The 13,735-nt window shown below is 55.8% G+C and carries 11 protein-coding genes; 6 read left to right on the plus strand and 5 right to left on the minus strand.

What is annotated here, in order from left to right:
* The first annotated feature begins 3 nt into the window (after positions 1-3).
* A complete protein-coding gene (locus ACR0AW_RS09445) occupies positions 4-1,347 on the plus strand; it encodes a S41 family peptidase (protein WP_170393963.1) in 1,344 nt (447 codons plus the stop codon).
* 48 nt (positions 1,348-1,395) lie between these two features.
* Here the strand turns inward: ACR0AW_RS09445 and ACR0AW_RS09450 are convergent, their stop codons facing one another.
* The 3 genes from ACR0AW_RS09450 to ACR0AW_RS09460 form a co-directional block, all read right to left on the minus strand.
* Positions 1,396-2,922: an MFS transporter gene (locus ACR0AW_RS09450; protein ID WP_170732685.1), complete on the minus strand. Its 1,527-nt coding sequence runs from the start codon at positions 2,920-2,922 to the stop codon at positions 1,396-1,398.
* A 63-nt stretch (positions 2,923-2,985) separates the two neighbouring features.
* Positions 2,986-3,351: a hypothetical protein gene (locus ACR0AW_RS09455; RefSeq protein ID WP_170732686.1), complete on the minus strand. Its 366-nt coding sequence runs from the start codon at positions 3,349-3,351 to the stop codon at positions 2,986-2,988.
* Between the two features lie 10 nt (positions 3,352-3,361).
* Positions 3,362-4,123 carry a DUF6478 family protein gene (locus ACR0AW_RS09460; protein WP_170511855.1) on the minus strand — a complete coding sequence of 254 codons (762 nt, stop codon included), beginning with the start codon at positions 4,121-4,123 and terminating at the stop codon, positions 3,362-3,364.
* A gap of 233 nt (positions 4,124-4,356) precedes the next feature.
* On the opposite strand from ACR0AW_RS09460, the gene ACR0AW_RS09465 reads away from it, so the two are divergent.
* The 4 genes from ACR0AW_RS09465 to ACR0AW_RS09480 are packed head-to-tail and all read left to right on the plus strand — an operon-like array spanning position 4,357 to position 10,604.
* Positions 4,357-7,452 (plus strand): ABC transporter transmembrane domain-containing protein, encoded by a 3,096-nt coding sequence (locus ACR0AW_RS09465; RefSeq protein WP_170732687.1) that lies wholly within the window; start codon positions 4,357-4,359, stop codon positions 7,450-7,452.
* The gene (locus ACR0AW_RS09470; protein WP_170732688.1) at positions 7,442-8,341 is read left to right on the plus strand and encodes a type II CAAX endopeptidase family protein; all 900 of its coding nucleotides are present in this window, start codon (positions 7,442-7,444) and stop codon (positions 8,339-8,341) included. The genes ACR0AW_RS09465 and ACR0AW_RS09470 overlap by 11 nt, the downstream gene beginning before the upstream one ends.
* Positions 8,342-8,400: 59 nt before the next feature.
* Positions 8,401-9,333 carry an acetyl-CoA carboxylase, carboxyltransferase subunit beta gene (gene accD, locus ACR0AW_RS09475; protein WP_170393952.1) on the plus strand — a complete coding sequence of 311 codons (933 nt, stop codon included), beginning with the start codon at positions 8,401-8,403 and terminating at the stop codon, positions 9,331-9,333.
* The gene (locus ACR0AW_RS09480; RefSeq protein WP_170732689.1) at positions 9,330-10,604 is read left to right on the plus strand and encodes a bifunctional folylpolyglutamate synthase/dihydrofolate synthase; all 1,275 of its coding nucleotides are present in this window, start codon (positions 9,330-9,332) and stop codon (positions 10,602-10,604) included. The genes accD and ACR0AW_RS09480 overlap by 4 nt, the downstream gene beginning before the upstream one ends.
* Positions 10,605-10,646: 42 nt before the next feature.
* Here ACR0AW_RS09480 and zapE read toward each other — a convergent pair whose 3' ends face one another.
* Entirely contained in the window at positions 10,647-11,705 is a 1,059-nt protein-coding gene (gene zapE / locus ACR0AW_RS09485) for a cell division protein ZapE (protein ID WP_170732690.1), read from the minus strand.
* 148 nt (positions 11,706-11,853) lie between these two features.
* Between zapE and ACR0AW_RS09490 the strand changes: the two genes are divergently transcribed.
* Positions 11,854-13,095 carry an MFS transporter gene (locus tag ACR0AW_RS09490; protein ID WP_170732691.1) on the plus strand — a complete coding sequence of 414 codons (1,242 nt, stop codon included), beginning with the start codon at positions 11,854-11,856 and terminating at the stop codon, positions 13,093-13,095.
* Position 13,096: 1 nt separating this feature from the next.
* Here the strand turns inward: ACR0AW_RS09490 and ACR0AW_RS09495 are convergent, their stop codons facing one another.
* Positions 13,097-13,717, minus strand: coding sequence for an HAD family hydrolase (locus tag ACR0AW_RS09495; RefSeq protein WP_170596569.1), 621 nt, complete (start codon positions 13,715-13,717; stop codon positions 13,097-13,099).
* Positions 13,718-13,735: the final 18 nt, after the last annotated feature.

The following is a 13,735-nucleotide window of genomic DNA, read 5'->3' on the forward strand; positions in this document are numbered from 1 at the left end:
AGTATGAAGAAATTTGTGATGGCCGGACTGGCCGGCACCGTGGCAGGGATAGTCGCAACAACACAGATCGCAGGCCCTCTGCTTGCGCAAGAGGCCGAGAACAAGGCAAGTGTTTACGAACAACTTGATCTGTTCGGTGACATTTTCGAACGTATTCGCGCCCAGTATGTCGAAGAGGTAGAAACCGACGAGCTGATCGAGGCTGCGATTGACGGGATGCTGACCTCGCTAGACCCACATTCCAGCTACCTGTCGCCTGATGATGCCGAGCAGATGCGCGTGCAGACACGTGGCGAATTTGGCGGGCTCGGTATCGAAGTCACGCAGGAAGAAGGCTTTGTCAAAGTTGTATCGCCCATCGATGACACCCCAGCGGATGCTGCTGGTATCGAAGCGGGCGATTTCATCACTCATGTGGATGGCGAGAGCATTTTGGGGCTGACGCTGGATAAAGCCGTGGACCTGATGCGCGGCCCGGTGGGATCGGAAATCGTGATCACAGTCGTGCGTGAAGGCGAGCAGGAGCCATTCGACGTAACGATCGTTCGCGACACGATCAAGCTGACCGCAGTTCGTGCACGTACCGAAGGTACAAGTGTCGTGTTGCGTGTCACGACCTTCAATGACCAAACCTATCCGAACCTTAAGGAAGGACTGGAAGAACAGATTGAAGAGGCCGGGGGCATCGAAAACGTCAATGGCATCGTTCTGGATCTGCGTAACAATCCCGGCGGGCTGTTGACTCAGGCCATTAAGGTCTCTGACGCGTTCCTGGATGAGGGCGAAATCGTCTCGACCCGGGGTCGCAATCTTGAAGATGGTGAGCGATTCAACGCAACACCCGGCGATCTGACCGGAGGCAAGCCCATCGTTGTGCTGATCAACGGTGGTTCGGCCTCGGCGTCGGAAATTGTCGCGGGCGCCTTGCAGGATCACAATCGCGCCATCGTGGTTGGCACTAAGAGCTTCGGCAAGGGATCGGTGCAGACGGTCATGCCGCTTCGGGGTGACGGGGCTATGCGTCTGACAACCTCTCGCTACTACACGCCCTCGGGTCGTTCGATTCAGGCGCTTGGCGTCAGCCCGGACATCATCGTCGAGCAACCGCGCAACAACCCGGTTGACGAGGAAGAGGAAGATACAAACACTCGCACCCGGTCCGAGGCCGATCTGCGCGGCAGCCTGAATAATGACAGCCTCAGCGAGGACGAGATTCGCCAGATCGAAGAAGATCGCGCCAAGGCCGAAGCCACGGCGGAGCTGCGGGAAGAGGATTATCAACTGGCCTATGCCATTGATATTCTCAAAGGCCTGTCCGCGTTCAATCCGACCGGGCCGTCACAATAAAGGGGAGGGGGGCCGCCATCTGCGGCCCTATACTCGCACCCTGAAGTGTTACCCTTCGACCTTGTGCAGTTTCTTCTCATCCAGCATCAGCGCCAAGACGATTCCAGCAGCGACTGAGATCGTGGCGAATACAAAAGCCATATTCATTCCGGTATCAAAGGCCGCCGCAATGGCGGCCTGAACCTTTTCAGTTTCACCTGAATTCAACTTTTCAAGCACTGCTTTTGCCGAGTCTGTGTTCAGCGTTCCACCATTGATCGCTTTCTGATCAGCGTCGGACATGTTGATGCCTGACGCGGCCAATCGGGTTTTCAGGCTGGACAGGCTTGTCACATACATGACCGCCGTCGCACAGGCGACCGCGATTGCCCCATAGACAAGATGGGTCATGAAACTCAGGCCGCCAACCAGTCCGGCGCGTTCCGGCTTGACCGCGCATACAGCGGCTGTTCCCGAAGGCCCGACCGTCAGCGTTGCGCCCAAACCAATCAGCGCCATTCCGGGCAGAATCTGAAAATATCCGGTCCCGGAAGGCATGATGACAACGCTTGCCGCCCCGACTGTGGCGCAAATATATCCCCAAAACAGCAGTCGCTTGGGCCCAAAATCGTTATACAGCGTACCCGAGACGATCGATCCGACCGCTAGCAACACCGTCAGCGGTGCCAAACCCAGCGCCGATTGGAACACAGACCATCCCAAGACTTTTTGCATATACTGCGGAAAATATAGCAGCCCGACAAAAGCTGCCGAGACGTTGAACATATTCAGACCCAAGGTAATCAGAAACTCTCGGTTCTGCATCAACTGAGGCATTAGCAAGGGTTCCTTGACCCTCTTTTCGACTTTCGGAAACAGGAAGAACAAAACGGCGCTGACAAAAAACAGCAGCAAAAGCGGCAGCGAAGTCCAGCCCCAATCGGCACCAACATCCAAACCGTAAAGCAAGAGCAAAACTGCAAAAGACAGGATGCCCATCCCGGCAAAGTCGATGTGTTCACCTTTCTTATGCTCGGTCTCACGCTCCATCAGCAGGATCGCAGTCGTCATCGAAATGCTGGAAAACACCACATTGGCGAGGAAAAACAACCGCCAATCACCCAGATTGACCACCGCGCCGCTAATCATCGGTCCAAAGACATTACCCGTGGTGACACCCGCCAGTATCAGCCCCATCACCAATGCGCGGTGTTCTTCTTTCGACACTTTGGTGGCTCCAAATGCCAGTGTGCAGGGCCACACGCATCCCGCCCCGATCCCCTGCAAGGCGCGTGCGCCGATCAGGTAGTCCAGACCGGGTGAGACAAAGCATAAAACCGACGCAAACAGAAAGATCGAAAGACCGATGATCATCATCTTGCGATGACCATACATGTCACCCAGGCGACCTCCGGCCACCATCGTCATTGCAAAGAACAGAGCGTAAATATTCAGAACCCACTGGGTGCTGGTGATGTCGGCGTCAAAGCTGTTTTCGATTGCCGGGACCAGCATCAGGGCACCGGTAAAATCGATCCCGATCCCGAAACCCGTCACCATCAGCGCGATGACCTTTATGATGCTGTTGCGATCCATAGGCCAATCCAATGATGCACGTATGGACCTGAAAAGATAGGGACAATCCTATCGGTACTGTGGTCAGGTTTCGCTTTGAGATGCCTGAGAGCGGCGGAACGCGCGCTTTAACATGTCCAACTCGGCGCGCAACAAAGCGACTTCGGCCCTCAGATCATCTGCGGCGGGTGAACCGGCGATGATGGTGAAATCCCCCAGCTTATGGCCTGTTGTTCCATCGTGAATCACGACAGTATGGACACCTTCCGACAGGGCGGCGGGCGGCACTGGGATGCGCAAGGCCCAGCCATCTTTTGCTGGTTCCAACTCCACATCAGTCAAAGTCTCACCAAGAAACAGCACCTTGATCTGAGGGGGGCTTTCGCTGGTCAAATGGCCTTCCCACAGGCCGTTTTCGAAGCGGATTGGTGTCAGGGTGGTATGAGACATTGAGTACCCTTTACAGATCGGCCCGGTGGTAACGGCAGAATGTCAGGTCACGAAACACCACACGGTTCATCGCGGGTTGATCAATGATCAGATCCAGCCAGAGTTTCTCAATTCGACGCTCATTCACGTTCAGATGGGCCAGATCAAAATCTACAGTCGCCGCAGGTGTTGAAAGATCAAGTTCGCGCAGAACCTGCTCGGTATTTGGGCCATGCTGAATGTTCAGGCGGGCGAAGACAACGGTAGAACGCTCGCACTCAACCAGAGTGTCGACCCTCATCAGATGCTGGCGGGACAGATTTATGGCGGCATCCGTGGGCAGATCAATGGAAAGCGACAGGAAAGATCCCTGAAAATCAAATACCTCAACGGCCAGACTGAAAGGCGCCAAATCCTTGTCTCGCCGATTTCGGATTTGCTGCAGCCCGATCTCGACCTGGCTGCAATCGTGAAACAGGATGACCTGCCCATCCATCCGCGCTTTGCGCGGGGCCGAGGCTATACCTTTGCGGATCAGTGGCGTCCGCCACAGGTCCGGTCGCCACGACCAATCCGTTCCCAGGGGTTTTGGAAACTGCGTCGCCCCAATCAAGGGTTGGATCAGGCGAGCATCAGCTTTTTGAATTGCTTGTTCAAGTTTGCCGCGCAACCGCCGGGCGTCATCACGTTGCCGGCGAAGCTCAGGCAGTGCGAGGTGGTCAGACTGCTGCGCGGCACGCTGCCAGCGCCCGAGAGCCTTTAGTTGAACATATCGATCCAGTAATCTGCCCATCGCCCCATCTTTCAAGACAGCCCCTCTTTAGTCAAAGTCGGGGCAGGGGACAAACCAGTCTTACTTGATTAGCGGATAAATCTTCCCGAATCCTAAATGTGATCTCCTATCCAGCTGGTTTCTGCGTCGCAAAGAGCCGCCATTCTTGCAATAGCTCGGGCCGAGGCTTACCGTCGGCGCTCGGGCAATCGGCATTTGTCCCGGATCATACAGGCTCATCATGAGGCAGGGGAATGGAACCCACCCTATTTTCATTCATATGGAAGCATTCGAAAAAACAGCAATTGGTCCTACTATTGCTGACCGTTCTGTCATTTCCGTTCCTTTACGCTTCGTTGGAGCTTCCTAAGCAGATCATCAACGACGCGATTGGTGCGCCCGCAGACACCGTGACAGTACTCGGTATCACCGTGACACAGGTGCAGTACCTGCTGATTCTGTGCTTTGCCTTTTTGGCAACTGTCATCGCCAGTGGCGTGATGAAAATGCGCATCAATACCATGAAAGGCATTCTCTCTGAACGGATGTTGCGTCGCCTTCGCTTTACCTTGATCAGCCGCTCGATGCGCTTTCCCAAATCCTATTTCGCCACCACCAGCCAGGGTGAACTGGTATCGATGATCACGTCCGAGGCCGAACCCATGGGCGGGTTGATGGGAGATGCCATCGCGCAGCCCGTTTTTCAGTTCGGCCAGATGATGACGATCGTCACGTTTCTTTTCATGCAAAGCGTGTGGTTTGGTCTGGCCAGTATTGCATTGATCCCTTTGCAGGCTTGGCTGATTCCCAAGTTGCAGCGTCAGATCAACCTTCTGAACAAGGATCGCATTCAGGAGGTCCGGCGGCTGAGCTCTGAGATTGGCGAAAGCGCTGCTGGTATCAGCGATCTGCGCACCAATGGCGGCTGGCGCTATCGTCTGGCGCAATTCAGCCATCGGCTAGGAACCTTGTTCGAGATCCGCTTTAAGATCTACAACAAGAAGTTCTTCATGAAGTTCCTCAACAATCTGATCACTCAGATGACACCCTTCCTATTCTATTCAGTAGGCGGCTATCTGGCGATCACGGGCGAGGTGACAGTGGGCGCATTGGTCGCCGCGTTGGGTGCATATAAAGACCTCAGCGGCCCTTGGAAGGATCTTCTGACCTACTACAACCAGGTACAGGACATGTCACTGCGCTGGGAAATTGTGACCGAACGGTTTGCCCCATCGAATATGATACCCGAACAGTTGTTTGAGGGCGTCCCCGAGGCAATCCCGCACCTGACCGGCGATATCGAGCTGCGCAACGTGACCGTTCGTGATGATGACGGCAAGACCATACTTGAGGATATTGATCTTACCATTCCCCAAGGCGCTCGGGTTGCGATTCAGTCGAAACACGCTTCGGAACGCAGTGCGCTTGCGCAGTTGCTGACGCGCGAAGTGCTGCCGGTTCAAGGCGAGGTTCTGATGGCTGGCCACAACCTCAACAGCCTGCATCAGGCGGTGATTGCGGCGCGGATCGGCTATGCCTATTCACGCCCTTACCTGTTCGACGGAACATTGGGTGATAACCTGCTAATGCCGCTGCGCACGCATCCTCAACACGAAAGTGGTGCATTGCAGGCCCCCTCACGCCGCCAGATCGAAGCCGTGCGCGCCGGGAACCCACCCGATTCATTGTCCGATGAATGGATCGATCCAAGCCTCGCGGGTCTTGATGACATCGAGGATATTCGTGATTGGTGGTTCCAGCTTGTCGAAGCGATGGGCATTGATGAATTTATGTTCCGGCGCACTTTGCGCTCTCAGTTCGACCCGGAAGTACACCCGGTGCTGGCGAAAGAAATAGTCGATCTGCGAGATACCGTTGCTACACGCCTGCAAGAGCGCGGTTTGGACAAGTATGTCTATCGGTTCGATCCTGACCAGTTCAATCCCGCCGTGCCCTTGGGCGGGAACCTGCTGTTCGCTTCACCGACGCATGATATCGCACCGGACATTCTGGCGGGGGACCACCGGTTTCTGTCGTTGCTTACGGGCAATGGCCTTGATGATGACGCGCTCAGCATCGCTCAGGCCGTTCTGGAAACCCTAAACCAGACTTTCGGGCGAGATGGGGCCGATCACCCGTTGTTCTTGCGGCTTGGCATGTCAAAAGACATGTACCACCGTCTGCTCGATATCGAAGAGCGCCGCAAAACCAAGGGCGAAGAAGCCATCGGCGATCAGGAACGTGCGCTGCTGTTGACCGTCCCATTCATGCTGACCGCTGAACAAATCGGCCCGAGTTTCCCTGAGGAGTACAAGGACAAAATCCTTTCCATTCGTCACAGTCAGGCCGAACGGCTGCGGGGCGCTATGGGTGCGATGTTCGTGCCGGTGTCACCGGACGTCTACGTTCCCCGCCTGACAGCAATGGAAAACGCTCTGTATGGTCGGGTATCCATCATGGCTGGTGCCCATGCAGAAGAGATCGAAGATCTGGTCGCGGAGGTTCTGAACGAGGCCGGGCTGCGCCGAAGGGCCGCCGCGATCATCTACGACCTGCCGTCCGGGTTAGGTGGGAATAACCTTCCGACAGTGTTTCAGGAGCGTGCTGCCTTTTCTCGTGCTGGGATCAAACGCCCCGATATCCTGATACTCGACAAGGCACTGGCCAGCCACGACTCTGAAAGCCGCCTGCGGACCCGTCTGAAGCTGCGCGAGTTATTACCCGACTCGATCATGATTTTTATGGAGGATCATTTTGCCCATCCGGAAGCCTATGATTTGTTTGTTGAAATAAAGGACGGTCGGATCGATGGTGTCTCACGCGTGTCCACCGATGCCGAAGACACCGGGACGGACGACCTGAGCCGGAAACTCAAGATCATTTCTTCTACCGAGTTGTTTTCACGAGTCGATGGGCGCAACCAGCGTCTTCTGGCGTTTTCGGCCCAATGGTACGAGGTCGCGGCAGGTCAAACCATTTTCGCACGCGGCCAGGCTCCCGACGCGGCATATTTGTGTATTTCAGGTTCGGCGAGCCTGAATTGGCTGAATGAACACGGTGAAATGCGTTCGCTCTCGATAGTAGAACCCGGGCGCCTTATCGGCGATCTTGCGATTATCACCAATGAGCCGCGACAATTGGATTTGGTGGCCCTCACGGATTGCTCGTTCCTGCGGATCGGCGCGGAGGAATTGCGTGCTGTGATTGAAAGTGACGCGGGCGTTGCGATGAGGTTGCTTGAAACCGTGGCCGGATATTTGTCCACGGTGTCCGAGCGGTTGCGTGACCCCAACACTCCAATTGGGGATGACCTGCCTTCTGTAAATGCTGAGCAATCCGATGAGCACTAACGAAAGGCAGGGTGCCTATTCAAGTCATCAGCAATTGCTAGGTGCCGCCCGCAGATATCCCGAGATATGGCGCTTGTTGGCTGGTCTTGCGCTAGTCTCAGTGGTTGTGGTCACGCTCAATTCAATCTTGTTCGCAATCGTTGCCAGTCTTGGCTCATCAGGGTCGGCGGTCACATTCTTGAATGGATCGTCGCCAACAGCGCTCCTTATTGTGCTCTCCAGCTTTATTTTTGTCACTATTGGCGTGGCGTTGGGGGCACGATTATTTCAGCACCGGTCACTTGCCTCGGTCCTGGGCGAACAATCCATCGCAATCTGGCAGTTTTGGCGCGTTGTTCGCGCATTGCTTCTGCTGGGTGCAGTCATATTCATACTCCCCCCCTATGACCTTGGTGCACCATTGGTGGCGAATCTCGCGTTAACCAAATGGCTTATGCTGCTTCCCTTATCCGCTGTTGCGGTGCTGATTCAGACCAGCGCCGAGGAAATCCTGTTCCGAGGCTATATGCAACAGGGCCTGGCCGCGCGGTTTCGGTCTCCGCTGATCTGGATGGGTCTGCCATCAATCTTGTTCGCAGCTGGCCACTACAGCCCCGCGACGGTCGGAGACAATGCGGTCTTGATTGCCATCTGGGCGCTGACATTTGGGCTTTTGACCGCCGATCTGACCGCGCGAGCGGGCACGCTGGGCCCCGCCATTGCGCTGCATTTTTTCAATAACATCGCGGCTCTGCTTGTCATTTCGCTTCCCGACAACCTTGGTGGCCTGGCCTTGTTCCATCTTCCTTATGAGGCATCGGACGCCGAAGCGTTGCGACCTTGGTTGCTAGTCGACTTTGCGCTGATGATCGTGGGGTGGCTCACCGCAAGATTGGTCCTTAGGCGCTGATTGCATTTCCCGGCATTGCGTCTTATTTGACTTCAACGCCGAATTATCAAGGTTCCGACATGAACTGGATCACAAACTACGTCCGCCCCCGGATCAATTCGATCTTCTCGCGCCGCGAAGTGCCCGAAAACCTTTGGCACAAGTGTGATGAGTGTGGAACCATGCTGTTCCACCGCGAATTGGCGGAAAACCAGAATGTCTGCACCCAGTGCGACCATCACATGGCAATCACGCCGCGCGATCGGTTCCAACATCTGTTTGATGGCGGTATTTTTTCCGAGGTTGATGTCCCGGCACCGAAAGACGATCCCCTGCAGTTTCGGGATCAGAAAAAATACCCTGACCGTATGAAGGCGGCCCAGAAAAAGACCGGCGAGAAAGAAGCGATGCTGGTCGCCGTTGGCGAAATCGGCCGTACCCCGATCGTGGCTGCCGCGCAGGATTTTTCGTTCATGGGCGGATCGATGGGCATGTATGTAGGCAATGCCATCATTGCTGCAGCACAGGAGGCTGTTAGGCTACAGCGGCCCCTGATCCTGTTTTCGGCAGCCGGCGGCGCGCGGATGCAGGAAGGCATTCTGAGCCTGATGCAAATGCCGCGTACGACGGTCGCAGTGGAGATGCTCAAAGAAGCAAACCTGCCCTATATTGTTGTCCTGACCCACCCGACTACAGGTGGCGTTACAGCCTCGTACGCGATGCTGGGTGACGTTCATATTTCGGAACCCAATGCCCTGATCTGTTTCGCCGGACCCCGTGTGATCGAACAGACCATTCGTGAGAAACTGCCCGAAGGATTCCAGCGCGCTGAATATCTGCTGGATCACGGGATGCTCGACCGAGTGACCAAACGCACCGAGATGCGGGATGAGCTGATCACCATCACCCGAATGCTGATGAAGCAGCCCCCTGCGGTCAAAGGCGACCTTCCTGCGCCCGAGCCGGAAGAAGCCCCAACCGAGGCACCCACCGAGGACGCGGTCGAAAAATGACCTCCCCATCTTCGGATGCCATCCTAGACCGGATGATGGCGCTGCACCCCAAGATCATCGACCTGACCTTGGACAGGGTATGGCGTTTGCTGGCGGCACTAGACAATCCTCAGGTTAAGCTGCCTCCGGTCATTCATATCGCTGGAACCAATGGCAAGGGCTCGACCCAGGCCATGATCCGGGCGGGGCTTGAAGGGGCAGGGCATGCGGTCCATGCCTATACCTCACCTCATCTGGCCCGGTTTCACGAGCGAATCCGACTGGCAGGTGAGCTGATTTCCGAACCCGACCTTACCGCCGTGCTGGATGAGTGTTACGCCGCCAATGGCGGTGAGAACATCACCTATTTTGAAATCACCACCTGCGCCGCGCTGCTGGCATTTTCCCGCACCAAAGCTGACTATACGCTGCTCGAAGTCGGGCTGGGCGGGCGGCTGGACGCCACCAACGTGATCGAACGGCCCGAGTTGACGGTCATCACCCCCGTTTCGATCGACCATGAGCAGTTCCTGGGCGACACTTTGGGCAAGATCGCCGCTGAAAAAGCCGGAGTCATCAAGCCGGGCGTTCCCTGCATCGTCGGCCCGCAGCAGGATGAGGCGCTGGAAGTCATCGAATATACCGCAGCCCGTCTGGGCGCTCCGCTAATGGTCCACGGGCAGCACTGGCATGTTCATACTGAGAACGGTCGCCTTATTTATCAGGACGAAACCGGTTTGCGCGATCTGCCTATGCCAAACCTACTGGGTGCTCATCAGATCAAAAATGCAGGCGCGGCTTTGGCTGCGTTGCGCCACCTGCAAATGGGCGATGATGCCTATGAGGCCGCTGTGGCCAAGGCCGAATGGCCCGCGCGCATGCAGCGGCTAAAAACCGGTCCTCTGGTCGAGCAGGCCCCTCAAGCTGAGTTGTGGTTGGATGGCGGTCACAACGCGGCTGCAGGCACTGCTTTGGCCGAGGTTTTAGCGTCACTACCAGAACGTCCCACGCATTTGATTTGTGGTATGCTGAATACCAAAGATGTCACCGGTTATCTCGCGCCATTGGCCCAAAGGGCAGACAGCCTGACGGCCGTATCGATCCCGGGTGAGCAGAATACACTGAGCGCGGCCGAAACCGCCGCCGCTGCTGCTAAGGTGAATCTGGCCGCCACAACAGCAGACAGCGTCACAGACGCGCTCGCCGCAATCACCGCTCAAACCCCTGATGCACGCATTCTGATCTGCGGGTCGCTTTATCTTGCGGGAAACATCCTTAGAGAAAACGCCTGATCCTCCGCCAGATGAAAAGATCCTGCGCCAGGGCAGCGCCCCCTATCTGCCCCAATCCTTGTCTTGCATCTCCCGCAGGCGCGAGGCCGTACGCTCAAACTCAAAAGTTCCTTCCCCTTCGACATAGAGCATCTCAGGCTCTGCGGCGGCGGAACAAATCAGCCGAACTTTCGCCTCATAAAGCGCATCGATCAGGGTGACGAAGCGCTTGGCCTCATTGAAATTATTGCGTGACAAACGCGGGATGTCTTCAAGAACCAGTACCTTCAGCGCTTCTGCGATGGCCAGGTAGTCTCCCGGACCCAACATTCGTCCGCAGAGGTCATAAAACGAGGCCCGTGCAACGCCGTTGCGAAAGGCGGGCAGGACAACTTCGCGACCCTTCACCTGAAGGGCCAGCTCTTCTGCCGGTCCACCCGACAGATCATTCCACACCTCACGAATCTTTTCCCGCGCTTCGGGCCCGATGGGGGTGAAGTAAACCGGCGAGCCTTCAAGTCGGTTCTGCCGGTAATCCGTGGGTGAAACCAACTCCCACACTTCCAGTTGCTCTTTGATATGCTGAATGAAAGGCAGAAAAAGCTGCCGGTTCAACCCATCCTTATATAGATCATCCGGATGTCTGTTCGAAGTCGTAACGATAACGACACCACCCTTGTAGAGCAGATCAAATAACCGCCCCACGATCATCGCGTCGGTGATATCGACGATCTGCATCTCATCAAAGGCCAGCACCCGCGCCGATTTGATGACTGCATCGGCCACAGGGACCAGAGCGTCCTCAACGCCGTCTTCACGCGCCTTGTGCAGACCGGAATGGATTTCCTGCATGAACGCATGAAAATGCACCCGTCGAACTGGGATTTCACCCAATGTCTCGACAAACATGTCCATCAACATCGACTTGCCGCGCCCAACACCTCCCCAAAGATACAAACCCTTGGGTGGCGGCGGCGCTTTGCGGAAAAATCCACGCTTAACCGGTTCGGCCAAGGCTGCTCGAATGCGCTCAAACCGGGGCAGCACAGCCTCTTGCGCGTCGTCCCGGGTCAGTGTCCTATCAGCAATAAGATCTTCATAGTGTGAAATTAGATCCGTCATGAGTTGAGCCATACCGATCGCTTCGTGGGTTGAAAAGAAACCTTTTTTCCAGACACATCAATTTTGCTGAACTGGCGTCACAAAACTCCTGAATTGACGCGCCGAGTTGTACCGCTAACGTCTGCTGGAACCAATCTTCGGAGCCTTAATGTCGCAATCCACCCGTTTGCTGAACCCGATCCTGATCGTCGGCTGCATCGTAATTACAGTCAGTTTTGCTGTACGCGCCTCTTTTGGTGTGTTCCAGATACCGATTGCGGATGAGTTCGGCTGGCTACGCAGCGATTTTTCGATGGCGATCGCCATACAAAACCTGGCTTGGGGGATCGGCCAGCCGATCTTTGGTGCCATAGCGGAAAAGATAGGTGATCGGCGCGCCATCGTTCTGGGCGCTCTGACCTATACGGCGGGAATGGTCCTGACGGCATGGTCCGTTACCCCGTTTGAACATCAGATGTATGCCTGGCTCGTGGGTTTCGGGATCGCTGGGACGGGGTTTGGCGTGGTCCTTGCGGTCGTAGGTCGTGCCTCATCGGATGCGAACCGCTCGATGTCATTGGCGATTGTCACCGCAGCGGGCAGTTTCGGGCAAGTCATTGGCGCACCCACAGCAGAGTGGTTGCTGACTTTCTTACCCTGGCAGCAAGTGTTTCTGATCTTTGCGGTGGCTATCCTTGCATTGATCCTGACATTGCCATTCATGCGCGCGCCTCAGCCCATCAGCAGGACGGAGCTAGAGGAGAGTATGGGGCAGATCCTGTCCAAGGCATTCCGCGACCCGTCTTATTCGCTGATTGCGATCGGCTTTTTCAGTTGTGGCTATCAACTGGGCTTTGTCACAGCCCATTTCCCCGCCTTCGTCACCGAGATGTGCGGCCCGATCCAACCTGGAGGCCTCTTACATTCGATGGGGATCACCACAACTTCAGCCTTGGGGGCGATTGCGATTTCGTTGATTGGGTTGGCCAATATCGGCGGAACCCTTTTGGCCGGATGGGCTGGAAATCACTTTCCGAAGAAGTACCTGCTCGCGGCGGTTTACACCGGCCGAACGCTTGCCGCAGGTGCCTTCATCGTGTTCCCAATCACGCCCTTGTCCGTGATCGCATTCTCGCTTGTGATGGGGTCGCTCTGGTTGGCGACCGTACCGCTAACATCTGGCCTTGTCGCACATCTCTACGGCCTGCGGTACATGGGCACGCTCTACGGGATCGTATTCCTGAGCCATCAGATCGGCAGTTTTCTGGGCATCTGGTTAGGCGGGCGCATGTACGACCAATTCGGTGATTACACCATGGTTTGGTGGATCGGCGTCGCTATCGGAGCGTTCAGCGCCATCATTCACCTGCCCATCCGCGAAAATCGCTCACCAACCGGCGTGACAGCCTGAGCTATGCGGCCTCTTCAGCGGTCAGCAGCCCCTCAGAAACCAATCGATCCGCCCAACCCTGCGGATCGATGAAGTGATGCGTTTGCCATCCGCGCGCCCTTGCTGTTTCGATATTCTCGATCCTGTCATCTGCAAACAAAAGCGCCGAGGGAGGGATGCCGCAATCGGCCTCAACCATTTCGTAAATTGGCATATGAGGTTTGACCGTCTTCATCCGACCCGAGACGTATTGACGATCAAACTCATTCAGAAACGGATAAACGGTAGTGGCATAGTCAAAATTCTGAACCCCAAAATTCGTCAGGGCAAAGACCGGGATCTTCTTGGTCCGCAACGCGCGCAGCAGTCGCGCTGAATGTGGGATCTCGGGCGCGGCCAGTTCGATCCAGTTGTCATGCCACATTCGGATTTCATCGCGCCATTCCGGGTACTTGTCCGCCCAATTGTAAATCGTATCCGTGAAATGATGGCCCTGATCTACCAGATCATTCATCCCATGCAGATCGACCTCGTCAAACATGGCGCGACGACGATCCTCGCCGATTATTCGATCATAATAGCGCTCGGGCTGCCACTCGATCAGCACATTTCCGATGTCAAATATGACGGCTTCAACGGCCATGACTTAATCCCATACCAG

The organism is Ruegeria sp. C5, from assembly GCF_056537605.1.